Origin of the sequence: Bosea sp. Tri-49, assembly GCF_003952665.1 — a bacterium.
Taxonomy (GTDB): domain Bacteria; phylum Pseudomonadota; class Alphaproteobacteria; order Rhizobiales; family Beijerinckiaceae; genus Allobosea.
On record NZ_CP017946.1, the window covers coordinates 4,475,159 to 4,497,772 of the forward strand.

At 66.7% G+C, this 22,614-nt stretch carries 18 protein-coding genes; 8 read left to right on the top strand and 10 right to left on the bottom strand.

From position 1 onward, the window contains the following. Nucleotides 1–35 precede the first annotated feature (35 nt). Nucleotides 36–2,606 carry an FtsK/SpoIIIE family DNA translocase gene (locus tag BLM15_RS21660; protein ID WP_126114704.1) on the bottom strand — a complete coding sequence of 857 codons (2,571 nt, stop codon included), beginning with the start codon at nucleotides 2,604–2,606 and terminating at the stop codon, nucleotides 36–38. A 177-nt stretch (nucleotides 2,607–2,783) separates the two neighbouring features. Here BLM15_RS21660 and BLM15_RS21665 point away from each other — a divergent pair, with 177 nt between their 5' ends. Further along, on the top strand, nucleotides 2,784–3,125 hold the full coding sequence (locus tag BLM15_RS21665; RefSeq protein ID WP_126114705.1) for an antibiotic biosynthesis monooxygenase family protein: 342 nt from the start codon (nucleotides 2,784–2,786) through the stop codon (nucleotides 3,123–3,125). Between the two features lie 66 nt (nucleotides 3,126–3,191). On the opposite strand, the gene BLM15_RS21670 is transcribed toward BLM15_RS21665, so the two are convergent. The 3 genes from BLM15_RS21670 to BLM15_RS21680 all read right to left on the bottom strand — a co-directional run bounded on the left by BLM15_RS21670 (nucleotide 3,192) and on the right by BLM15_RS21680 (nucleotide 6,135). After that, entirely contained in the window at nucleotides 3,192–4,670 is a 1,479-nt protein-coding gene (locus tag BLM15_RS21670; protein ID WP_126114706.1) for an ammonium transporter, read from the bottom strand. Between the two features lie 28 nt (nucleotides 4,671–4,698). Continuing rightward, nucleotides 4,699–5,037, bottom strand: a complete 339-nt coding sequence (locus tag BLM15_RS21675; RefSeq protein WP_110493299.1) for a P-II family nitrogen regulator — start codon at nucleotides 5,035–5,037, stop codon at nucleotides 4,699–4,701. 231 nt (nucleotides 5,038–5,268) lie between these two features. Further along, nucleotides 5,269–6,135, bottom strand: a complete 867-nt coding sequence (locus tag BLM15_RS21680; protein ID WP_126114707.1) for an acyl-CoA thioesterase — start codon at nucleotides 6,133–6,135, stop codon at nucleotides 5,269–5,271. A gap of 113 nt (nucleotides 6,136–6,248) precedes the next feature. Between BLM15_RS21680 and BLM15_RS21685 the strand changes: the two genes are divergently transcribed. Beyond that, nucleotides 6,249–7,502 (top strand): ubiquinone biosynthesis hydroxylase, encoded by a 1,254-nt coding sequence (locus BLM15_RS21685; RefSeq protein ID WP_126114708.1) that lies wholly within the window; start codon nucleotides 6,249–6,251, stop codon nucleotides 7,500–7,502. A gap of 145 nt (nucleotides 7,503–7,647) precedes the next feature. Here BLM15_RS21685 and BLM15_RS21690 read toward each other — a convergent pair whose 3' ends face one another. Together BLM15_RS21690 and BLM15_RS21695 are read right to left on the bottom strand one after the other, a co-directional pair. Continuing rightward, nucleotides 7,648–7,857, bottom strand: coding sequence for a Trm112 family protein (locus BLM15_RS21690; RefSeq protein WP_164547602.1), 210 nt, complete (start codon nucleotides 7,855–7,857; stop codon nucleotides 7,648–7,650). A 21-nt stretch (nucleotides 7,858–7,878) separates the two neighbouring features. Continuing rightward, on the bottom strand, nucleotides 7,879–12,717 hold the full coding sequence (locus BLM15_RS21695; RefSeq protein ID WP_126114709.1) for an NAD-glutamate dehydrogenase: 4,839 nt from the start codon (nucleotides 12,715–12,717) through the stop codon (nucleotides 7,879–7,881). Nucleotides 12,718–12,895: 178 nt separating this feature from the next. On the opposite strand from BLM15_RS21695, the gene BLM15_RS21700 reads away from it, so the two are divergent. Together BLM15_RS21700 and BLM15_RS21705 are read left to right on the top strand one after the other, a co-directional pair. Further along, entirely contained in the window at nucleotides 12,896–13,489 is a 594-nt protein-coding gene (locus BLM15_RS21700) for a peroxidase-related enzyme (RefSeq protein WP_126116288.1), read from the top strand. 316 nt (nucleotides 13,490–13,805) lie between these two features. Continuing rightward, nucleotides 13,806–14,174 carry a DUF2794 domain-containing protein gene (locus tag BLM15_RS21705; protein WP_126114710.1) on the top strand — a complete coding sequence of 123 codons (369 nt, stop codon included), beginning with the start codon at nucleotides 13,806–13,808 and terminating at the stop codon, nucleotides 14,172–14,174. An 80-nt stretch (nucleotides 14,175–14,254) separates the two neighbouring features. Here the strand turns inward: BLM15_RS21705 and BLM15_RS21710 are convergent, their stop codons facing one another. From BLM15_RS21710 to BLM15_RS21720, 3 genes are all read right to left on the bottom strand, one after another. Next, complete coding sequence (locus BLM15_RS21710; RefSeq protein WP_126114711.1) at nucleotides 14,255–15,031, bottom strand: Bax inhibitor-1/YccA family protein; 777 nt, start codon at nucleotides 15,029–15,031, stop codon at nucleotides 14,255–14,257. Nucleotides 15,032–15,248: 217 nt separating this feature from the next. Further along, a complete protein-coding gene (locus tag BLM15_RS21715; protein WP_126114712.1) occupies nucleotides 15,249–17,843 on the bottom strand; it encodes an ABC transporter permease in 2,595 nt (864 codons plus the stop codon). Nucleotide 17,844: 1 nt separating this feature from the next. Next, nucleotides 17,845–18,552 (bottom strand): ABC transporter ATP-binding protein, encoded by a 708-nt coding sequence (locus BLM15_RS21720; protein ID WP_236846372.1) that lies wholly within the window; start codon nucleotides 18,550–18,552, stop codon nucleotides 17,845–17,847. Nucleotides 18,553–18,736: 184 nt separating this feature from the next. Between BLM15_RS21720 and BLM15_RS21725 the strand changes: the two genes are divergently transcribed. From BLM15_RS21725 to BLM15_RS21740, 4 genes are all read left to right on the top strand, one after another. Further along, nucleotides 18,737–19,330, top strand: coding sequence for an arylesterase (locus tag BLM15_RS21725; RefSeq protein ID WP_236846373.1), 594 nt, complete (start codon nucleotides 18,737–18,739; stop codon nucleotides 19,328–19,330). Between the two features lie 75 nt (nucleotides 19,331–19,405). Beyond that, entirely contained in the window at nucleotides 19,406–20,461 is a 1,056-nt protein-coding gene (locus BLM15_RS21730) for an aldo/keto reductase (protein ID WP_126114715.1), read from the top strand. An 88-nt stretch (nucleotides 20,462–20,549) separates the two neighbouring features. Continuing rightward, nucleotides 20,550–21,128, top strand: coding sequence for an RNA 2',3'-cyclic phosphodiesterase (gene thpR / locus BLM15_RS21735; protein WP_126114716.1), 579 nt, complete (start codon nucleotides 20,550–20,552; stop codon nucleotides 21,126–21,128). A gap of 2 nt (nucleotides 21,129–21,130) precedes the next feature. Next, on the top strand, nucleotides 21,131–21,433 hold the full coding sequence (locus BLM15_RS21740; RefSeq protein WP_126114717.1) for a 4a-hydroxytetrahydrobiopterin dehydratase: 303 nt from the start codon (nucleotides 21,131–21,133) through the stop codon (nucleotides 21,431–21,433). Here the strand turns inward: BLM15_RS21740 and BLM15_RS21745 are convergent. Beyond that, nucleotides 21,430–22,614 carry a GNAT family N-acetyltransferase gene (locus tag BLM15_RS21745; protein ID WP_126114718.1) on the bottom strand — a complete coding sequence of 395 codons (1,185 nt, stop codon included), beginning with the start codon at nucleotides 22,612–22,614 and terminating at the stop codon, nucleotides 21,430–21,432. The genes BLM15_RS21740 and BLM15_RS21745 overlap by 4 nt on opposite strands.

Below are 22,614 nucleotides of genomic sequence, written 5' to 3' on the forward strand. Positions count from 1 at the left end.
GGACCGGTTTCGCGCCACTTGGCCGCAGCCGCGCCTCAGTCCTCGTCTTCGCGTGCTCTTCCGGTTTCGACGAGGATCTCGCGTTTGCCGGCGTGGTTGGCGGGGCCGACGATGCCTTCGTTCTCCATCCGCTCCATGATCGAGGCGGCGCGGTTGTAGCCGATCTGCAGACGGCGCTGGATGTAGGAGGTCGAGGCCTTCTTGTCGCGTAAGACCACCGCAACCGCCTGCTCATAGGGGTCGTCGCTCTCGGCGCCCATCGCGCTCTTGTCGAAGACCGCGCCGTCCTCGTCCTCGGCTCCGGCAGCCTCCTCCTCGGCGGTGACCGCGTCGAGATAGTCCGGCCGCCCTTGCGTCTTCAGATGCGCGACGACCTTCTCGACCTCGGCGTCCGAGACGAACGGGCCGTGCACGCGGGTGATCCGGCCGCCGCCGGCCATGTAGAGCATGTCGCCCTGGCCGAGCAGCTGCTCGGCGCCCATCTCGCCCAGGATCGTGCGGCTGTCGATCTTGCTGGTCACCTGGAAGGAGATCCGCGTCGGGAAGTTCGCCTTGATCGTGCCGGTGATCACGTCGACCGAGGGCCGCTGGGTGGCGAGGACGACATGGATGCCGGCGGCTCTGGCCATCTGCGCCAGGCGCTGGATCGTGCCCTCGATCTCCTTGCCGGCGACCATCATCAGGTCGGCCATCTCGTCGACGATCACGACGATATAGGGCAGAGGCGACAGGTCCATCGCCTCCTCCTCGTAGATCGCCTCGCCCGAATGCTTGTCGAAGCCGGTCTGGACCGTGCGGGTGATGACCTCTCCTGCCGCGGCCGCCTCCGCCACTCGTAAATTAAACCCGTCGATGTTGCGCACACCGAGCTTCGACATCTTCTTGTAGCGCTCCTCCATCTCGCGCACCGCCCATTTCAGCGCGACGACCGCCTTCTTCGGGTCGGTGACGACGGGCGTGAGCAGATGCGGGATGCCGTCATAGACGGAAAGCTCGAGCATCTTGGGATCGACCATGATCAGCCGGCACTCCTCCGGCTTCAGCCGGTAGAGGATCGACAGGATCATGGTGTTGATCGCGACCGACTTGCCCGAGCCGGTGGTGCCCGCCACTAGAAGGTGGGGCATACGTGCCAAGTCCGCGATCACCGGCTCGCCGCCGATGGTCTTGCCGAGGCAGAGCGCGAGCTTGTGCTTGGTGCCTTCAAAGTCCTGGCTGGCGAGCAATTCGCGCAGGAAGACGGTCTCGCGCTTGGCGTTGGGCAGCTCGATGCCGATCGCGTTCTTGCCCTGCACCACCGCAACGCGCGCCGAGATCGCGCTCATCGACCGCGCTATGTCGTCCGCAAGTGAGATGACACGAGAGCTCTTCGTCCCCGGGGCGGGCTCAAGCTCGTAGAGCGTGACCACAGGGCCGGGGCGGACCTGGCTGATCTCGCCGCGCACGCCGAAATCCTCGAGCACGCCTTCCAGCAGGGTGGCGTTCTGCTCCAGCGCGTCGGTCGAGACGGTGTTGGCCGGCAGCTTCTTCGGCTCGGCGAGATAGGTCAACGGAGGCAGTTCGAAGGTGTCGCGATCGAGCAAGGAGGGCTGCGCCTCGCGCGTCAACCGCTTTCCCGGCTTGGGCGCGCCGACCGGCGGCGTCACGCGCGGGGCGTTGAGGTCGCGCACGTCCTGCGCCTCGAATGGCTCGTCGTCGTCATAGGCCGCGGGAGCGTTCGGTTTCGGCCTGATGGCAGCGGCGCGAGCAAGTTCGGGCGCAACGACGGGCGACCGATAAGGCTCCGGCCCGCCGGTAAAATTCGGCTCGCGGCGGACCCTACCGGTCTGCACCGGTACGGGCACCGAGCCGGCGCCTGCCGAGGCGGGCTGTGGCGGTCGCGGCAGGCGACGCATGATCGCGGCCTTCAGAGCCATGGCGCCATGGGCAAGCCAGCCGATCAGGATCACCGACAGGCCCGGCTCGTCATCGCGGCGGTCTTCCGAATCGGCCCAGGCCGGATCATCGTCGTTGTCGAGCTCGGGATCCGCGTCTGTGACGAGGCCGAAGCCAGCTGCTGCCGTGACCGAGAGGATGGCGATGCCGGCGAAGACGAAGGCGACGAGGCCGCCGAGCGCGGTGCCGGAGAGCCCGACGATGTTGCGGGTGCCATGCAGCAGCGCGTCGCCGATCACACCGCCCATGCCTGTCGGCAGCGGCCAGCGCGGGGTTGCCGGCAGGGCGCTCGCCACTGCGGCGGTCGAGACGATGCCGATGACCCAGAGCACGAGCTTGAGCGCGCTGCGATCAAAGAGATGGAAGCGGATCAGCCTGAGCGACCAGAGCAGCGGGGGCAGCAGCAGCGCGACCACGCCGAGGCCGAGCAACTGCATGGCGAGATCGGCGATCATCGCGCCCGGCCGGCCGAGCAGGTTGCGTACGGTGCCGCGGGTGGCGTTGTTGAGGCTAGGATCGTCCACCGACCAGGTGGCGAGGGCGACCGCGACGGCGACCATCAGCGCGAGCATCGCCATGCCACCGATCTCGGCGGCGCGGCGCGACAGGAACTCCCGCACCGGATCGGGCAGGCGGTCGATCAGCGATGAGGAGCGTCGGATCGTGCGCATCGGGCCGTGGTCTGCGGGCATGAGGAAGGCGGCAAAGACCGCCCCATCGAACCGGCAGGTTAGGAAGGTCCGGTTAAGGCGCGCTTAACCTTGCACTGCCGCCGCGCGCTGTCGTGGGCCTCGGGAACGATGGCGCGAGCAAAGCATTCTTCGACAAGCGATAGCGAGGAGGGCGAGATGGCCGAAGGCGACGACAGAATTGCGAGAATTGCCCGGATCTGGCGGGGCCGGACCGTACCGGAAAAGGCCGATGCCTACGCGGATTATCTGCTCGAGGTCGGCATCAGGCCGCTGGCCAGGAAGGCGCTCGGTGCGCAGATGTTTCGCGAGGATCGCGAGACCGAGAGCGAGTTCGTGACGATCTCGTACTGGGAGAGCGTCGAGGCGATGTCGCGCTTCGCCGGACCCGATCCGCGCAAGATCCATCATCTCGAACGTGATGCCGAGTTCCTGATCGAATTGCCGAAGGGAGTGCAAGTCCTCGAGATCGTGCTCGACCGCGCCGAGAGCCGCGATTGAGAGGCGCAAACAAAAGCCCCGGCGATTTCCCGCCGGGGCGATGTTTCACGTGAGGCCAGTCAGCGCTCAGTCGTGATAGGCGCGCTCGCCATGTTCGGCGATGTCGAGACCTTCGCGCTCCTGGTCGGCCGGGACCCGCAGACCGATGATCACGTCGACGATCTTGTAGAGGATCGCCGAGCCGACGCCGCTGAACACCAGGGTGAACAGCACCGCCTTGAGCTGGGCCATGAAAGCTGTGCCGAACTCGTAGGTCGCGGCGACCAGCTCGCCCGGCTTGGTCGCATAGTCGGGGATGCCGGCGCCGCCGAGCGCCTGGTTGACCAGGATGCCGGTGCCGAGCGCGCCGATGATGCCGCCGATGCAGTGGATGCCGAAGACGTCGAGCGAGTCGTCGTAGCCGAGGGCATTCTTCACCGTCGAGCAGAAGACGAAGCAGACTGCACCGGCAACGAGGCCGAGCACGATCGAGCCCATCGGGCCGGCGAAGCCTGCCGCCGGGGTGATCGCGACGAGGCCGGCGACGGCGCCCGAGACCATGCCGAGCATGGAGGGCTTGCCCTTGACCGCCCATTCGACGAACAGCCAGGCCACCGCCGCCGCCGCCGTGGCGACGAAGGTGTTGATCATGGCGAGCCCGGCGGTGCCGTTTGCTTCGAGGTTGGAGCCGGCGTTGAAGCCGAACCAGCCGACCCAGAGCAGGGCAGCGCCGATCAGCGTCATGGTCAGCGAATGCGGAGCCATCAGCTCACGGCCGAAGCCAATGCGCTTGCCGATCAGCACGCAACCGACGAGGCCCGCAATGCCGGCATTGATGTGCACGACGGTGCCGCCGGCGAAGTCGAGCGCACCCCATTTGAACAGCATGCCGGCATCGGCGTTGACCGCGTCGAGCGCTGCCTGGGCCGCCACCTTGCCGTCCGCACCGGCCTCGGCCAGCGCCTTGGCGGCATTGCCGACCGCGTCAGGCCCGCCCCAGTACCAGACCATGTGGGCCATCGGGAAATAGATGAAGGTGACCCAGAGCACGATGAAGAGCAGCAGCGCCGAGAACTTCATGCGCTCGGCGAAGGCGCCGACGATGAGGGCCGGGGTGATGCAGGCGAAGGTCATCTGGAAGGCGATGTAGACATATTCCGGGATGACGACGCCGTTGGAGAAGGTCGCGGCGGTCGAATTGCCGTCGACGCCGCGCAGGAAGGCCTTGGAGAAGCCGCCGACGAAGTCGTTGAGGCCGCCGCCATTGGTGAAGGCGAGCGAGTAGCCGAAGATGATCCACATCAGCGAAACGATGCAGACGATGGCGAAGACCTGGGTCAGCACCGAGAGCATGTTCTTGCTGCGGACGAGGCCGCCATAGAAGAGAGCGAGGCCGGGCACGGTCATGAGCAGGACGAGGATCGTCGAGCTCATCATGAAGGCGGTATCGCCCTTGTTGGGCACAGGGGCGGGCGGTGCAGCGGGAGCCTGCGCCATCGCGGCGCCGGCCATCGCGGCGAGCGCCAGCCCGACCAGCCCGGCCCGGTTAAGGGTCTTGATGTTCATCGTGTAACTCCTGGACGGAAGGTCGGGATCAGAGGGCGTCGCCGTCGGTCTCGCCGGTGCGGATGCGCACGGCCTTCTCGATCGACGAAACGAAGATCTTGCCGTCACCGATCTGGCCGGTGCGGGCGGCGGCGGTGATGGCCTCGATCACCTTGGGGACGAGATCGTCGGTGACGGCGACCTCGATCTTGATCTTCGGCAGGAAGCTCACGGCGTATTCGGCGCCGCGGTAGATCTCGGTATGGCCCTTCTGGCGGCCATAGCCCTTGACTTCGGTCACGGTGAGCCCGTGCACGCCGATGGCGGTGAGCCCGTCGCGCACCTCCTCCAGCTTGAACGGCTTGATGATAGCCATCACGATCTTCATGGCTGGGTTGTCCCCGCTTGTGCGCGCCGGACCGCGGTCCAAGCGACGTCGTTGCGCCTCTCGCGCCCTTTCGAGCCAGGCGCGTCGGGGTGGACCTATCAAGGCCCGTGCCAACCGGAAGATGTGGCGCGCGAGCGGGCAATGCCGCGATTCCGCCATGATCAGGCGGCGCTCAGCGAGTCAGAATGGCTAATAATTAGGCAGATGCCGTGAAAGCAGGCGGGCGCGTGCTCAGGCGCGGTCCGGGCGCGGCCGGATCAGGCCTTCCTGCGCGACCGAGGCGACGAGATGTCCCTCTCGATCGAAGATCAGCCCGCGCGAGAAGCCTCGCGCGCCCGAGGCCGAGGGGCTATCCTGGGCATAGAGCAGCCAGTCATCGGCCCGGAAGGGGCGGTGGAACCACATTGCGTGATCGAGGCTGGCGCTCTGGACACGTCGGTCGAAGACGCTGGTGCCGTGAGCGATCAGGCTGGAATCGAGCAGCATCAGGTCCGAGGCATAGGCGAGCACGCTCTGGTGCAGCGCTGGTTCATCGGGCAGTCTCTGCGACGCCCTGACCCAGACATTGAATTTCGGCTCCCGCGGCCCATCCGCAGCATAGCGGCTCATCTCGACCGGGCGGATCTCGATCGGCCGCTCACGCCGGTAATAGGCGCGCACCGCCTCGGGCATATGCGGCAGTACATCGCGCTCCATGCCATCGCGGTCCGGCAAATCCTCCGGCATCGGCACGGCCGGCATCGGCATCTCGTGGTCGTAGCCGGGCTCAGCGATCTGGAAGGAAACCGACATCGCGAAGATCGCCGCGTCCTTTTGCAGTGCCAGCACGCGCCGCGTCGAGAACGAGCCGCCGTCGCGCAGCCGCTCGACCTCGTAAACGATCGGAATCGTCGGATCGCCCGGCAACATGAAATAGGCATGCAGCGAATGGGGTTGGCGCTCCTCCACCGTCTTGCAGGCGGCATAAAGCGCCTGGCCGATCACCTGGCCGCCGAAGACGCGAGTCCAGCCATTGTCGGGGCTGCGACCCTGGAACCGATTGTGTCCAAGCGATTCGAGATCGAAGATCGGGAGCAGTGTGTTCGCGGCTGGGTTCATCGGCAGGAAACCGGCTTGGCGCGGGCTTGCGGCCCGGGCCGGCTATGGGCAAGACGGGAAGCATCAGCAACGAGCGATCCGGCGGCGTCAAGCGGCGCGATGCGAGGAAGGCGATGGCCCAGAGTTCCGAAAGTTCGAGCCGGCGCATCGTCATCGCCGGCGGCGGCGTCGCCGGGCTGACTCTGGCGGTCGCGCTGAAGCAGGCGCTGGGCGAGAGCTTCCGCGTCATCGTCGCAGATCCGGCGCTGGCCGGGCCGGCGCGTGCCGACAGCCGTGCCTATGCGGTCGCGGCGGCGGCGCGCAACATGCTGGAGGCGCTCGGCGTCTGGCGTCTGGTGGAGGCAGCATCGACGCCGATGACCGAGATGGTCATCACCGACAGCCGCACACCGGATCTGGTGCGGCCGGTCTTCCTCAGCTTCGATGGCGAGGTCGAACCCGGCCAGCCCTTTGCTCATATGGTCGAAAATGGTGCGCTGATGGCGGCACTACTCCAGGTCTCGCGCGCCAATGGCGTCGAATTGCGGGCCGAGGGCGTCCGCTCGAGTGCAGTCGACGACGGCGGTATGACTACGGTGAACTTCGCGGACGGCGAGAGCCTCGATTGCGCCTTGCTGGTCGCGGCGGACGGCGCGCGTTCCAAGCTTCGCGAGCAGGCCGGCATAGGCTGGGTCGGCTGGTCCTATCCGCAATCGGGGATCGTCGCGACCATCGGCCATGAGCGGCCGCATGAGGGACGGGCAGTCGAGCATTTCCTGCCGTCCGGCCCGTTCGCGATCCTGCCGCTGCCCGATGGCGGCAAGCTCGGCCATCGCTCCTCGATCGTCTGGACGGAAGCGACCAAGAACGTCCCAGCGCTGCTGGCGCTCGACGAGAGCGACCTCCTCCTCGAGGTCGAGCGTCGTTTCGGCCTCGAGCTCGGCGAAATCACGCTGGAAAGCCGTCCGGGCGCCTATCCCCTGTCCTTCGGCGTGGCGCGCCGCTTCGTCGGTGATAGGCTGGCGCTGCTTGGCGATGCCGCCCATGTCATCCATCCGATCGCCGGCCAGGGGCTCAATCTCGGCCTGAAGGACGTTGCTGCCCTCGCCGAGGTGATCGTCGATGCGGCCCGGCTCGGCCTCGATGTCGGCAGCTCCGATGTGCTGGAAGACTATGAGAAAGGTCGGCGCTTCGACACGGTTGCGATGGGCGTCGTCACCGACGGGCTCAACCGGCTGTTCTCGAACGACTCGACGCCGCTCAGGTTGGCGCGCGATCTCGGGCTCGGCCTGGTCGAGCGGATGCCGGGGCTGAAACGCTTCTTCATCCGCGAGGCGGCCGGGTTGGGAGGATCGATGCCGCGCCTGCTCAAAGGCGAGATGCTGTAGGCACTACCTGTTGCGGTGACCCGGAGTCATGTCCGGTCATACCGAGTCGGGCCTGTCGGTTCTCGGTGGATCAAGCAGCAAGCCTCGGTGCGGCTACCCGAATCTTACTTGAGTCAGCCCAAGTAGGACCCGTGATTTTGCGTCACTACCCTTCCAGCTGTCGCGCCTCTTCCGGCAACATGATCGGGATGCCGTCACGGATCGGGTAGGCGAGCTTGGCGGCGCGGCTGATCAGTTCCTGACGCGCGGCGTCGTATTCCAATGTCGCCTTGGTGACCGGGCAGACGAGGATCTCCAGCAGCTTCGGATCGATCCGCGTCGCCGCTGGAACCATGCTCTCGTCTTCAGGGCTCATCGCCAAACTCTCTTCTCGGCCTTATCGACGCGGCAGATCGGCCAGCATGCCGGCCGCAACCATCAGCTTTGGCAGGGAGAGGCCGGACATGGCAATGGCCGAGACGGTGGCGCGGGTGCGTTCGGCGTCGGCGCCCCGTTCTGCCAGCCAGTCCTTCAGCGCATCGGGCCCCGATTTGCCAGTCGCGATCTCTTGCGTCATCCCGGCATGGGCGTCGGTCAGCGTCTCGACCGCGCGCTGGCGCGCCAGGCGCTCATAGTCGTCGGTGGCCGGTACGGCAGCGGCCGCCGAGGCCAGCGTCGAGAACCCGAAGACCGAATCGGCAGCGAAATGAATCCGCGCGACTTCGACGATGTCGCGCTTGGTGCGGCTTGCGATGTCGACGATGTCGGTCGCCTCGGCGAGCCAGGGCAGGCTGGCGACGCGCACTGCCAGCGGCTCGGGCACGCCTTCGGCCGTCAGCGCGGCGATGCGGGCGTTGCGCGCCTGGGCGGCCGCTTCAGGCAACAACTCGGCCAAGGCACCCTCGAGCGCCGCGACGCCCTTGGCATAGTGCGCCACGGTCTGCTCGATCGCGCCGGGCGTGGCGACGCCGCGGCGCAGGAACCAGCGCATCCGATCGACGACCAATTCCTGCGCGGCGGCATAGAGCCCGGTTTGGGTCTTGCCTGGCAGCTTGGCGTCGAGCGCATCGATGGCGCCGTTCAGCGCGATCAGGTCGAAGGAATCGCGGGCGACGGCGTAGGCGGCTGCGATCGCCGGAGCCTCGGCGCGGGTCTGGTCGGCCAGAGTCGAGACGATGGCCGGGCCACCGCGATTGATGATGGCGTTGGCGAGTTGGGTCGCGACGATCTCGCGGCGCAGCTTGTGGCCGGCGATCTCCTTGCCATAGCCCTCGCGCAGCGGCTGCGGGAAATAGCGGACGAGCTCGCTCTTCAGATAGGGATCGTCGGGAATGGCCGACTCGAGCAACGCGTCGTGCAGAGCGAGCTTGGCATAAGCGAGCAGGACTGCGAGCTCCGGCCGGGTCAGACCCTCGCCGCGCTTTTCGCGCTCGATCAGCACGGCGTCGGACGGCAGATATTCGACGCTGCGATCGAGCCGGCCGTCCTCCTCGAGCTGAACCATCAGCCGGCGCAGGTGCGGCGTCGCCTGGATGCCCTGCGCCTCGGTCAGCGAGAGCGCCAGGCTCTGCAGGTAGTTGTTGCGCAGGACGAGCAGGCCGACCTCGTCGGTCATTTGCGCGAGCAGGGCGTTGCGCTTCTTCTCGGGCAGGCGCCCGTCACGGACGGGGTCGGCGAGTGCGATCTTGATGTTGACCTCGACGTCGGAGGTGTTGACGCCGGCGGAGTTGTCGATCGCGTCGGTGTTGAGGCGCACGCCCTGGCGCGCCGCCTCGATGCGGCCGCGCTGGGTCGCGCCGAGATTGGCGCCTTCGCCGATCACTTTCGCTCGCAGATCGGAACCGGTGACGCGGATTGAGTCATTGGCGCGGTCGCCGACCTGGGCGTCGGTCTCGTCGCCGGCGCGGATATAGGTGCCGATGCCGCCGAACCAGAGCAGGTCGACCGGCGCCTTCAGGATCGCCGTCATCAGTTCGGCCGGCGTGACCTGCGCCTTGTCGAAGTCGAGCGCCTGCCGAATCTCGGCTGAGAGCGCGATGCTCTTGGCCTGGCGCGAGAAGATGCCGCCGCCCTTGGAAATCAGCGACTTGTCGTAGTCGGCCCAGGACGAGCGCGGCAGGGCGAAGATGCGCTGACGCTCGGCCAGGCTCTTGGCCGGGTCCGGATTGGGATCGAGGAAGATGTCGCGGTGATCGAAGGCGGCGAGGAGCTTGATCGCCGGCGAGAGCAGCATGCCGTTGCCGAAGACGTCGCCCGACATGTCGCCGACGCCGGCCACGGTGAAGTGCGTTGTCTGGATATCGACGTCGATCTCGCGGAAATGGCGCTTCACCGCTTCCCAGGCGCCGCGCGCGGTGATGCCCATGCCCTTGTGGTCATAGCCCTGCGAGCCGCCGGAGGCGAAGGCGTCGCCGAGCCAGTGATGCTTCTCGGCCGAGAGCGCGTTGGCGGTGTCGGAGAAGGTCGCGGTGCCCTTGTCGGCGGCGACGACGAGGTACGGGTCATCGCCGTCATGGCGGACCGTGTCCGGCGGCGGTACGACCGTCTCGCCGTCGAGATTGTCGGTGAGCTCGAGCAAGGTGCGCACGAAGATGCGGTAGCTCTCGGTGCCTTCGGCAAGCCAGGCCTGGCGGTCGCTCGCCGGCGGCAGATGCTTGGGCACGAAGCCGCCCTTGGCGCCGACCGGGACGATGACGGCGTTCTTGACCTGCTGCGCCTTGACCAGTCCGAGCACCTCGGTGCGGAAGTCCTGCGACCGGTCCGACCAGCGCAGGCCGCCGCGCGCGACCTTGCCGAAGCGCATGTGCACGCCCTCGACGCGTGGCGAGTAGACGAAGATCTCGTAGAGCGGGCGCGGCAGCGGCATGCCGTCGACCTGGCCGGAGGCGAACTTGAACGAGATCGTGCCGCGCGGATGCCCGTCGGGGCCGATCTGGAAGAAGTTGGTGCGCTGGCCTGCGTCGATCAGGTTGACGAAGCGGCGCAGGATGCGGTCCTCGTCGAGGCTGGTGACGTCGGCGAGCGCGGCTTCGATCTGCTCGCGCTCGGCTTTCACCTGCTCGGCCCGCTTCTTGTCGGAGAGGCGCGGATCGAACTTGGCGATGAAGAGCTTGACCAGCCCGGTGGCGATGCCGGAATGGCGCGTCAGCGCATCGGCGATGTAGTCCTGCGCATAGGGCGCGCCGACCTGGCGCAGATAGCGGCCAAGCGCCCGCAGCAGCGCCGCCTCGCGCCAGGCGAGCCCGGCGGCCAGCACGAGCTGGTCGAAGCGGTCGGATTCGGTGAGGCCGCGGAATTGCGCCATCAGCGCCGCCTCGATCGTCGGATCGAGGTTCTCGATGTCGATCTCGCCGCCGCTGGCGCGCTCCAGCGTCATGTCGTGCAGCCAGACGCGGGTGTCGGCGCTGCTCCCGCCGTTCTGCTGCGGCGTGATGTTGAAGGTGCGCTCGTTGACGACGCGGAAGCCCATGTTCTCCAGCATCGGCACGCGCTCGGAGAGCGAGATCGCGGCGCCGCGCGAGAACAGCTTGAGGTTGGCCCGGGTCGGCCCGTCGCCCTCGCGGCGGTAGAGGTTCACGGCACGCGGACGTTCGTCCGACAGCTTCTGCAGCATGTCGACGTCGACCAGCGCATCCTCGGCGGAATAACGCTCGCGATAGGCGGCGCCGAAGGCCTCGGCATAGCGCTCTGCCAGCGCGCGAGCGGCGGGCCCGGCCTTGCCGGCGTCGAGCGCGTCCTTGAGGCCGTCGCTCCAGGTGCGGACGATCGCGGCGATGCCGGCTTCCAGCGTGCTGCGGTCGATCTTCGGGGTGCGGCCCTCGTCGCGGCCGATGATGTAATGCGTCCGGGCGAGCGGACCCTCCGGATAGGCCGGATAGGCAGCAGAGACGCGGCCCTGGTAGACGCGGGCGAGGAATTCGCCGACGCGGCGGCGCACCGTGGTGTCGTAGCGGTCCTTCGGGATGAAGACGAGCGCCGAGACGAAGCGGTCGAACTCGTCGGCGCGGGCGAGCGCCCGGATGCGCGGCCGCTCGGTCAACTGCATGATGTCGAGGGCGAAGCGCTCCAGCGTCTCGACGTCGATCTGGAAGAGCTCGTCGCGCGGGAAAGCGTCGAGCACGTTGTAGAGGGCGCGGCCGGAATAGCTCGACGGATCGAAGCCGGTGCTCTTGAGCACGCGCGCGACCTTGAGGCGCAGATAGGGAATCGAGCGGGCGGTGCCGGTATAGGCGTTCGAGGTCAGAAGGCCGACGATGCGCAATTCGCCGTCGAGCCGGCCATCGGCGGTGAAGAGCTTGATCCCGACATAGTCGAGATGGACGCGGCGATGGACGCGGCTCTTGACGTTGGCCTTGGTGATGATCAGCGCCTGCGGCTTGGCCAGGAAGGCGCGGATCTCCGGCGTCATCACCACGAGCTCGCGGTTCTTGCGCAGCACCCGGACATCCGGGTCGCGCAGGATGCCGAGGCCGGAGGAATCGACCGGGTCGGCAGCGGTGTCACCGCCGGCGAAGCGATAGGCGCGCACGCCCAGCAGAGTGAAGTTGTCGCTGGCGATCCATTCGAGGAAGTTCAGCGCTTCCGTGACTTCGTCCTCCGGCAGCGGCGGCGGGTTGGCGCGGTAGGACTGGATTACCTCGGTGATACGGCCGCGCATCGCGGCCCAGTCGTCGACCGCGAGGCCGACATCGACATAGACGCGGGCAAGACCGGCTGCGAGCCGGTCACGCGCCTCGGCTGTGTCGATCCGGTCGAGATGGATATGGATCAGGCTCTCGCGGCGCGTGCCCTCGACGGCGCGGCCGGCCGCTTCGCCGGCGAGCGATTCGAAGGTGCCATTGTCCTTGCGCACCACAGCGAGGATGGGGTGGGCGACCAGGCGCGGCTCATAGCCCTGCTCGGCCAGCTCGGCGAGGGTGGAGTCGAGCAGGAACGGCTTGTTGTCGTTGACGACCTCGAGGACGGTGATCTGGCGCTCGCGCCCATCCGCCTTCACCGCCTCGTCGCGGAAGCGCAAATTGGGCTCGCCGGGCTTGCGCCGGCTGGTCAGGTGGGCATAGGCGGCGTCGGCAGCACGGGCTAGCAGGTCCGGCGGCAGCGCGACGAGATCCTCGGCGACGGTGCGGCCATAGAGCAGCTTGGGGAATTCCGCGGGCATCGCCGAACCGAGCTCACGGGCAGCAGCTTCGATCGCGGTGACGGCTGCAGCCGTGGCATTCGCTTCGCGCTTGGCCATAGTCGTCTTCCCCCTGCTATTTTGCCGCAGCGATGACATAGCTCACCGGCCGCTGCAACTTTCGTCGTATCGCGACAGCCAGATTGCACCAATATGGCGCGGAAACGGCAGCTTGTGCCCGATCCGCGCGGATATCAGCGCGAGGAGTGCAGAGATGACGAAGAAGCATGACAAAGCGATGGTGGGCGAGCAGCCGGCGAAGCAGGACGCGCCGCCTGCCGTGATGGCACTCGCGCTGCCGCAGGCAGAGCTGTCGCCGGAGATGGAGGCCTATTTCGCGAAATGCCTGGAGAAGCTGGGCTATGTCCCGAATGTCCTCACCGCCTATGCGCACGACGATGCCAAGCTCCAGGCCTTCGCCAGCTTCTACAACGATCTGATGCTGGCGCCGTCCGGCTGGTCGAAGCTGGAGCGCGAGATGATCGCGGTCGCGGTCTCCAGCGTGAATCGCTGCTACTACTGCCTCACCGCGCATGGTCAAGCGGTGCGTCAGCTCTCCGGCGATCCGGTGCTCGGCGAGATGATGGTGATGAACTTTCGCGCGGTGCAACTCTCCCAGCGCCACCGCGCCATGCTCGATTTTTCGGTGAAGCTGACCGAGACGCCGCATCGAATCGAGGAGGAGGATCGGGAAGGCTTGCGCCAGTCCGGCTTTGGCGAGCGCGACATCTGGGACATCGGCGCGGTCGCCGCTTTCTTCAACATGTCGAACCGGATCGCCTCGGCGGTCGATATGCGGCCCAATCCCGAATATCACGGCGCGTCGCGCTAAGCTTCCGGTCAAAGAAAACGGCCGGCGGAAACCGCCAGCCGTAAGTTAGCCTGGACTAGTTGGCCCGACCCGCCGCAGCGCCGGAGGGGCTGGGGGGCTGACGTGTCCGGAGCCGGACAGGTCGGGCCGTCTAGGCAACGAATCGGAGTTGAATGCCGCAACGGGGCGCTCGCTTGGCGCAAGCGCGGCAAAATCATGGCAATCGCGATGAAAGCGGAAGAAGATGTCGGCACTGTCATCAAGCTGTCTTGCCAGCGTCGGGAGGCGGGCGCATCATCCCTTGCCGGGCAACGGCAGGCGATGAACAGGAGGCGCGATGAGTGAAAGCGAAACTCCGCCAGCGCAGCGAGCAGGCGCGGTCGTCGCCTTTCCGGCTGCCACCGCGCCCTCTTCCGTCACCTTCGACCGCCGTGAGCTGAACGAGCTGCTCAACCTTTATGGCCGGATGGTTGCGGCCGGTGAGTGGCGCGACTACGCTATCGATTTCCTGCGAAACAAGGCGCAGTTCTCGGTCTTTCGCCGCGCAGCGGAGGTGCCGCTCTACCGGATCGTCAAGGACCCGTCGCTGGCGAGGCGACAGGGCACTTATTCGGTGGTGACCGCGACCGGGCTGATCCTGAAGCGTGGAGCCGAGCTGAGCCGGGTGCTCAAGGTGCTCGATAAGCGGCTGAGCGTGGTGAGCTGAGATCGCCGCGCCAGGCTGGCCCAAAAAGAAAAGCCCCGGCCTTGCGGCCGGGGCTTCGTGTTTTCAGGCTGTCGCCCTGATCACTCCTGCTTGGAGCCGAAGAGCGAGAGCAGCATCTGGAACATGTTGACGAAGTTCAGGTAGAGCGACAGGGCGCCGTTCACCGAAAGCTTCGCGGCCGACTCGGAGTCGAGGTCCGAGTACAGGTACATTTCCTTCAGGCGCTGCGTATCCCAGGCAGTCAGGCCGGCGAAGACCAGCACGCCGATCACCGAGATGGCGAAGGACAGAGCGCTAGAGGCCAGGAAGATGTTGACGACCGAGGCGATCACCAGGCCGATCAGGCCCATGATCAAGAAGGAGCCCATGCCCGATAGCGACTTCTTCGTGGTGTAGCCGAAGAGGCTAAGGCCACCGAAAGCCGCCGAGGTGATGAAGAACACCTTGGCGATCGATTCACCGGTGAAGACGACGAAGATCGACGACAGCGAGACGCCCATCACCGCCGCGAAGGCGAAGAACATGGCGCGGGCCGTCGACGAGCTCATGCTCTCGGCCTTGAACGAGAAGAAGAAGATGAAGGCCAGCGGAGCCAGCATCACCACCCACTTCAGCGGGCTAAGGTAGAGCGCCTGGCCAAGCGGCGTTAGCGCGGTGACCTTGCCCGAAGGCGAGTAGCCGGCAATCGCCAGCATCGAGATGCCGATCGCCATCAGGCCGGTGATGGCCAAGCCGATCGTCATGTTGTTGTAGACGCCGAGCATGAACGAGCGCAGGCCCTGGTCCAGCTCAGCAGCGCTGGTCTGCTGTGCGCGGCCGGCACCCCAGACTTGAGCGTTGCGGTCGAAATCGCTCATGGAGAGAATTCCCCTTGAAACTTTGCCGGGCGGACATCGCCCTTGCGACGCCCACCGTCGCGCACCATCGTGGCGACAGTGCGAAATATGAGGGGGAACGAGCGGTCTTACAAGGGGCCAGCATGGTTAGCGGCGTCACCGGCATAGAAATTCGCTTGCCGAGCCATGCAACATTACCGTCAGTTCATGTCTATGCCGCGCTGCGATGAGTCAGAACTCATAAATTCCTCAGATGAGAAGCCGGCGCTTTTGACAGTATTTGTAGCGTTCCGACCAATCCGAACACGACGGTGACCACGACGGCTGCAGTCGCAGCGATAATAGCGCCCGTTGGATCGAGGACGAAATCTATCTTCATCACTTGCGTGACGACGCCCCATCCGGCCGCGGCACCTGCAAGGAGCCCGAACAGAGCCGAAACGACGCCGATGCCTGCGTATTCGAGGACGTACGACGAAAGTATGAATCGGCGGGTCGCACCCAGCGTTTTCAGGATCATCGCGTCATAGAGCCGCGCCCTTTGACCGGCCGCCAGAGCGCCCGCTAGGACCAGCAGGCTCGCGCTGATGGCAAGGCCGGAGGCGCCGCGAATCGCTCCGGCGAGCTGGCCGACGATGGTATTGACCGCTTCAAGTGCGTCCTTGACCCGAACCGCCGTCACCGCCGGGAAGGAAACCGCGAGCTGGCGCATCAGGGCGGCGTCGCTGGTGACAGGCGGCGCGCCGTTGTCGGTCACGGTGGCGAGATTGGTGTGCGGCGCGCCGGCAAAGGTGTTCGGCGAGAATACCATGACGAAGTTGATGCCGAGCGAGCGCCATTCGATGTCGCGGAAATTGGCGATGCGCGCGGTGATATTGCGGCCGAGTACGTTGACGGTGAGCCTGTCGCCGAGCTTCAGCCCCAGCCCCTCGACGGCGCGTCCGTCGAAGGAGACCAGCGGCTCGCCGCGATAGTTCTCCGGCCACCACTCGCCCGAGGCCAGCCTGGAGGCCTCGGGCATGCCCGCCGAATAGGTGATGCCGCGATCGCCCTCGAGCACCCAGGCCATCTGCTCGCTCGCCTTGATCTGCTCGGCGGGGACGTCGTTCACGCTGACGATCCGGCCGCGCATCATCGGCACGCGCTCGACATGCGCGCCGGGGCGCTGCTCGCTGAGGAAGCGATCGAACTCCGCCGCCTGGGCATTGGGAATGTCGAGGAAGAAGAAGCTCGGCGCCTTCTGCGGCAGCGACTGGGTTAATTGCCGGCGCAGGCTGACGTCGATGAAGGCGAGGGTCGAAAGCAGGGCAACGCCCAAGCCGAGCGACAGCACCAGCGAAGGCGTCAGCGCGCCGGGTCGATAGATGTTGGCGAGCGCCAGGCGCAGCGCCGGCTGGCGTGGGCGTCCGGCCCGGCGGGCCAGCGCCATCAGCCCCCAGGCGATCAGGCGCAGCAGCAGGAAGACGCCGCCGGCAGCACCGATATAGATCAGCGCGATACGCCGGTCATAAGCGAAGACGAGCGCGACGCCGACGAGGCCGGCAAGCGCGGCAAGGAAGATCGCCCTGTAGATCCAGCGCGGCTGGCGCCGATCGGGCTCGACCTGGTCGCGGAACAGGGCCGAGACCGGCACGTCATGAGCGCGGCCGAGCGGGATGATGGCGAAGACCAGCGCCGTGAGCAGACCGTAGAGCGCTGCGACCGCTAGCTCGGCCGGGGCGAGGGTCGGCTCGAAGGGCAAGGGCAGGATGTCGGCGAGCGCAAAGCCCAGCGCGAAGGGGGCGGCGGCGCCAAGCGCGAGCCCGATCGCGATACCGAAGCCGGCGACCAGCATGACTTCGATCAGATGGATGGCGACGACCCGGCCGCCGGTGGCGCCGATCGCCTTCAGCGTGGCGAAATCGAGCCGCTTGGCCTCGACGAAGCGGCGCACCGCATTGGCGACGCCGACGCCGCCGACCAGGAGCGCGGTCAGGCCGACCAGCGTCAGGAACTGGGTGAAGCGCTCGATATTGCGCTGGAAGTTCGGCGCGGCGTTGGCGCGCGAGCGGACTTCCCAGCCGGCATTCGGCTGTTCGCGCGTGGCATTGGCGAGCAGGGTATCGAGGGCGACGTCGGTGTTTGCTCCGGCCGGCAGGACCACGCGGGCTGTCCAGCGCACCAGGCTGCCGGGCTGGAGCAGGTCGGAGGCGCGCAGCGCTTCCTGCGAGAGAATCAGGCGCGGGCCGAAGCCGACACCGGCCGCGATCTTGTCGGGCTCGGAGACAAGACTGGCGCGCAATTGCACCCTTGCGGAGCCGATCAGCACGGTGTCGCCCGGCTTGAGGTCGAGCCGGCCGAACAGGACGGGATCGGCGACGCCGCCATAGACGCCGTCGCGCAATGCGAGCAGGTCGGCGGTGGGCTGGGCCGGATCGGTGCGCAATTCGCCGATGGCGGGATAGGAGCCGTCGACGGCTTTAACTTCGACCAGGGCCGCGCCCTTCTCGCCGGCATTGGCCATGCTGCGCAGCGTCGCAATGGTCGACACGCTGCCATGGCGGGCGAGGAAGGCGTGCTCCTCCACGGTCGGCTCACGATGTATCAGACTGAAGGCGGCATCGCCACCGAGAATGCGCCGACCCTCGCGGCCGAGGCCCTCGCTCAGACCTCGCGACGCCGAGGAGACGGCGGCGATCGCCATGACGCCGAGTGCGAGACAGGCGATGAAGACGCCGAAGCCGCGCAGGCCGCCGCGAAGATCGCGCCAGGCGAGGCGCAGGGCGAGCTTGAGGCCGACAGGCCTGCGCGTGGGGCTGGAAGGAGTAGCTGATGGTCTGACGGGAGCGTGCATGTCAGATCGCCAGCGCCTCGGTTCCGGCCTCGGTCTCGATGCGGCCGGCCCGCAGACGCACGGTGCGGTCGCAAGTGGCAGCGAGCGAGAGATCGTGGGTGACCAGTACGAGGGTGGCGCCGCGCTCGCGCCGGAGCGCGAAGAGCAGGTCGACGATCGAGCGGCCGGTGCCCTCGTCGAGATTGCCGGTCGGTTCGTCGGCGACGAGGATCGCCGGGTCGGGCGCGACCGCGCGGGCGATGGCGACGCGCTGCTGCTCGCCACCGGAGAGCTGGGCCGGGTAATGGTCCATGCGCTCGCCCAGGCCGACATTGCGCAATTCGGCGGCTGCACGCTCGAAGGCATCCTCGACGCCGGCGAGTTCGAGCGGCAGCGCGACGTTCTCGCGCGCCGTCATGGTCGGCACGAGGTGGAAGGACTGGAAGACGATGCCGATATGGCGGCCGCGGAAGATGGCGAGCGCGTCCTCGCCGAGCGCGCCGAGATCCTGGCCGGCAACCTTCACCAGCCCGGAATCGGGCCGCTCCAGCCCGGCCATGGTCATCAGCAGCGTCGATTTGCCGGAGCCGGACGGGCCGACGAGACCGGTGGCCTGCCCTTGCGGGATCGCCAGCGAAACGCCCTTGAGGATATGGACGCGGGCGGCGCCGCGCCCCAGACTGAGCTCGACGTCGCTCAGTTCGATCACCGCCGGGGTTCCTTCGCTCACCGCCATGTTTCCGCTTTCATCCCATCCGATGCCGCCGCTTCGACTGTCATTCCGAGCCGAAGGGACCAGAACCGCCATGCGTCGCGCCGCCAACCGATATGGGCGCTTAGCTGCCCGAATCCAGCTGTCGCCGCGTTTTTGGGTGGTGATGCTGCTCGTCTTCGCCAGTCTGGGTTCTCTTTTGATGAATAGCTCTGCCTTCGCCCAGACCAAGCCCCTCAAGCTGGTCGCGTTCGGCGACAGCCTGACTGCCGGCTACAACCTGCCGGGCAGTGCCGCCTTTCCGACGGTGCTGGAGAAGATGCTGCGCGACAAGGGGATATCGGTCGAGATCGCCAATGCCGGCGTCTCCGGCGACACCTCGCAAGGCGGGCTGGAGCGGCTCGACTGGTCGGTGCCTGATGGAACCGATGGTGTCATCCTCGAGCTTGGCGCCAATGATGCCCTGCGCGGGGTCGATCCGGCGCTGACCGAGAGGTCGCTTGACGCAATCGTGACCGGGCTCAAGGCGCGCGGCATTCCGGTCCTGCTCGCTGGCATGTACGCGCCGCGCAGCAATGGTCCGGATTATGTCGCCCGTTTCGATGCGATCTATCCGAAACTCGCCGAGAAGCACGGGCTCATTCTCTATCCCTTCTTTCTGGACGGGATCGCCGGGGACCGGGTATTGAACCAGCCCGACATGCTGCATCCGAAGGCTGAGGGCGTGCGCGTCATCGCGCAGCGCATCCTGCCGACGGTTGAGCGGTTCCTCGCCTCCCTGCGCCCGCGCTCCTGAGCCAGGGCGCATCCTGCCATCACCCCAGTTATGCGCGGCGCATGTCCGGTGCGTCCGCCGTCGGAGCCTTTCGCCATGGAATACCGCCGTCTCGGCCGCACCGACCTCAAGGTCTCGGCGATCTGCCTGGGTACGATGACCTGGGGCCAGCAGAACACGGAAGCCGAGGGCCATGAGCAGATGGATTATGCGCTCGACCAGGGCGTGAATTTCTTCGATACAGCCGAGCTCTATTCGATTCCGCCGACGGCCGAGACGCAGGGCTCGACCGAGCGGATTATCGGCACCTGGTTCAAGGCGCGCGGCAATCGCGACAAGGTGATCCTGGCCTCCAAGGTGGTTGGTCGCTCGGCCAATGACTGGTTCCGCGACGACAAGGGCCCGAGCCGCGTCAATCGCAAGCAGATCGAGGAGGCCGTCGACAAGAGCCTGCAGCGGCTGCAGACCGACTATATCGATCTCTACCAGATCCATTTCCCCGATCGGCCGATGGCCTGGGGCTCGAACCCGACGCGTTTCAATCAGGGGGCGTTCACGCAGGCTGAGGACGAGACGCCGATCGCCGAGCAGCTCGACGCCTTCGCTGACATCGTCAAGACCGGCAAGATCCGCCATCTCGGCCTTTCGAACGAGAGCGCCTGGGGCACGATGAACTTCCTCGCCGAAGCGAATGGAAATGATCGCCCGCGCGTGCAGTCGATCCAGAATGCCTACAACCTGCTGAATCGTACCTTCGAGACGGCGCTGGCCGAGATCGCCATGCGCGAGCAGGTCGGCTTGCTGGCCTACTCCCCGCTCGCCCAGGGCTACCTCTCCGGCAAGTATCTCGACGGCGCCCGGCCGGCCGGCGCGCGCACCACGCTGTTCGATCGCGGCCAGCGCTACCAGACCGCCGGCGCAGAATTGGCAATCAAGGCCTATATCGCGCTCGCCGACGAGGCTGGGCTCGATCCCGTGCAAATGGCACAGGCCTTCGTAACCTCGCGCTGTTTCCTCACCGCGAACATCATCGGCGCGACCAGCATGGAGCATCTCAGGACGGCGATTGGTTCGGCCTCAGTCGCGATCTCACCCGAGCTCGAGGCGAAGATCGATGCGATCCACCAGCGGGTCGGCAACCCTTGCCCATGAGCGGGAAGCAGAGCTGGCTTGTCGGCAGCGATGCATGGTGCGACGCTCGCGTCTCGCCAGAGTCACAAATCACTGGCACTGATTCGCCATGCCCCGGCTATTTACCGCCCTGGAAGTTCCCGCTGAGGTCGCCTCGAGCCTGACGCTGCATCGCGGTGGATTGGTCGGCGCCCGCTGGATCGAGCCCGCCGACTACCACATCACCTTGCGCTTCCTCGGTGATGTCGACCGGCGCACGGCCCATGACGTCGACAGCTTTCTCAATGATGTCGGCAGCGAGCCACTGTCGATCACGCTCGATCAGCTCGGCAGCTTCGGTGGCGACCGGCCGCGCGCTGTCTTTGCCAAGGTCCAGCCCTCGCAGAAGCTGAACGAGCTGCAGGCCGAGCTGGAACGTTTGATGCGCCGGCTCGGGCTGCCGCCCGAATCGCGCAAGTTCATCCCGCATGTGACGCTGGCGCGGCTGCGCGATGCCTCGCCGGCCGAGGTCGCGCACTATCTCGCCACGCATCCGATCGTACGCCCGATGAGCTTCACGGCACGTCGGTTCGCGCTGATGTCCTCGCGCGATTCGATTGGCGGTGGGCCCTATGTGCTCGAGGCGGCCTATCCGCTCGGTCTGCACTATCCGAATCGCCCGCTCGGCGCGATTTCGCAGCGGAGGTGACATTGGGACACGACCGGCCGAAACGCTTGAGTCCAGAGGCTCGCAAGGAGGCGTTGTCGGTCCTCACAGGCTGGAGGCTGGTCGAGGGCCGCGAGGCGATGAGCAAGCGCTTCGTCTTCCGCGACTTCAACGAGGCGTTCGGCTGGATGAGCCGGGTGGCGCTGCTCGCCGAGAAACTCGACCATCATCCGGAATGGTCGAATGTCTACAAGACGGTCGAGGTGACGCTATCGACGCATGATGCCGGCGGCTTGACCGAGCTCGACGTCAGGCTGGCACGCGCCATGGATGCGATGGCGAGCTAGCCTGGACCAGCGAAGCGCCTGACCCAGCTTGGAGGCAGTCGCTTGGCGATTGCCTTCAGCGTCGGGCGCAGATGCGGCAGGGCGAAATCACAGGCGAGCTGTCCGCGCCAGCTCAGCGGCACGGTGAAATCGCGCACCGGCACCGCCCCGTCGGCGTGTTCTTGCTTGTAGGGGTCGGCGGGGGCCAGCAGGTCGAAGATCGAGCTGCCGCGTGCCCTGGCGCTGGCGAAGGCGTGGTGAACCAGCACGCGGCCCAGACCTTCCCGCTCGAAACCCGGATCGCTGGCGATGACGTGGCCGAAACTGCGTCCCTTGCAATCGAATGACAGGTCGATCCCGATCGGACGGCCGCTGCAGCTGACGACGGAGAGGCGCAGGCCCGCTTCGTCATCCAGGTCGGCAGCGAGTTCCGCAAAGAAGCGAGCGAAACGCGGATCCGCCACTGTGGGTGCGATGACGCCGTGTTGGACGAGCGATTCCCGTTTCATCGCGACGGCCTGTTCGGCCAAAGCGCGCGCTTCCCTGCCTGGCGCGATGCTGATGAAGGCGATTTCGCCGCGCTCCGCGAGGCGGCGCAGGCGACGGCGGTAGCCGGAACGGTCGCGCCCGGGATAGGCAAGGCTCGGTCCGTCTGGTGCCACGCGCAAGGCCAGATCGGCGAACGGCGCCTCCTGGCTCACCACAGGAGTAGTCAGACCAAGTCGGTTGCAGTGGCCGAGCGCCCCGTCGTCCCGCACGAGGCGCAGCTCGACCAGATCGACACCGCGCCGGCGCAGCGCCTCCCAGCCGCGCTCCAGCCAGTGTTCGCGCCGCGGGTCGGCCTCAATCAGGACATCACCGAATTGCGCGACTGGCGCTCCCATCAAGCGTACCAGTACGAGGCCGAGGCGGTGCCGGCGTTCCAACGGCCAGAGCATGACCAGGCGCCCGGCCTCGCGACCGATGACAAGGCAAAGGCGATCATCGGCAACAAGGTAGTGGTCGCACCAATGCCGCAGGAAGGCGTGGCGTTGGAAAAGCTGATGCGGCAGGCCGGCGCGGGCGAAGAGTGCGTCCCATTCCGGCTTCAGGGCCAGGAAGGCATCGCGTCCGGTCAGAATTTCGACGCTAAAGCCGGCGGCTGCCCTGCCATCAGGCGAGAGCGGTCTGTCGGCATCCGTACGCACGGGTCTGGCGCGCAT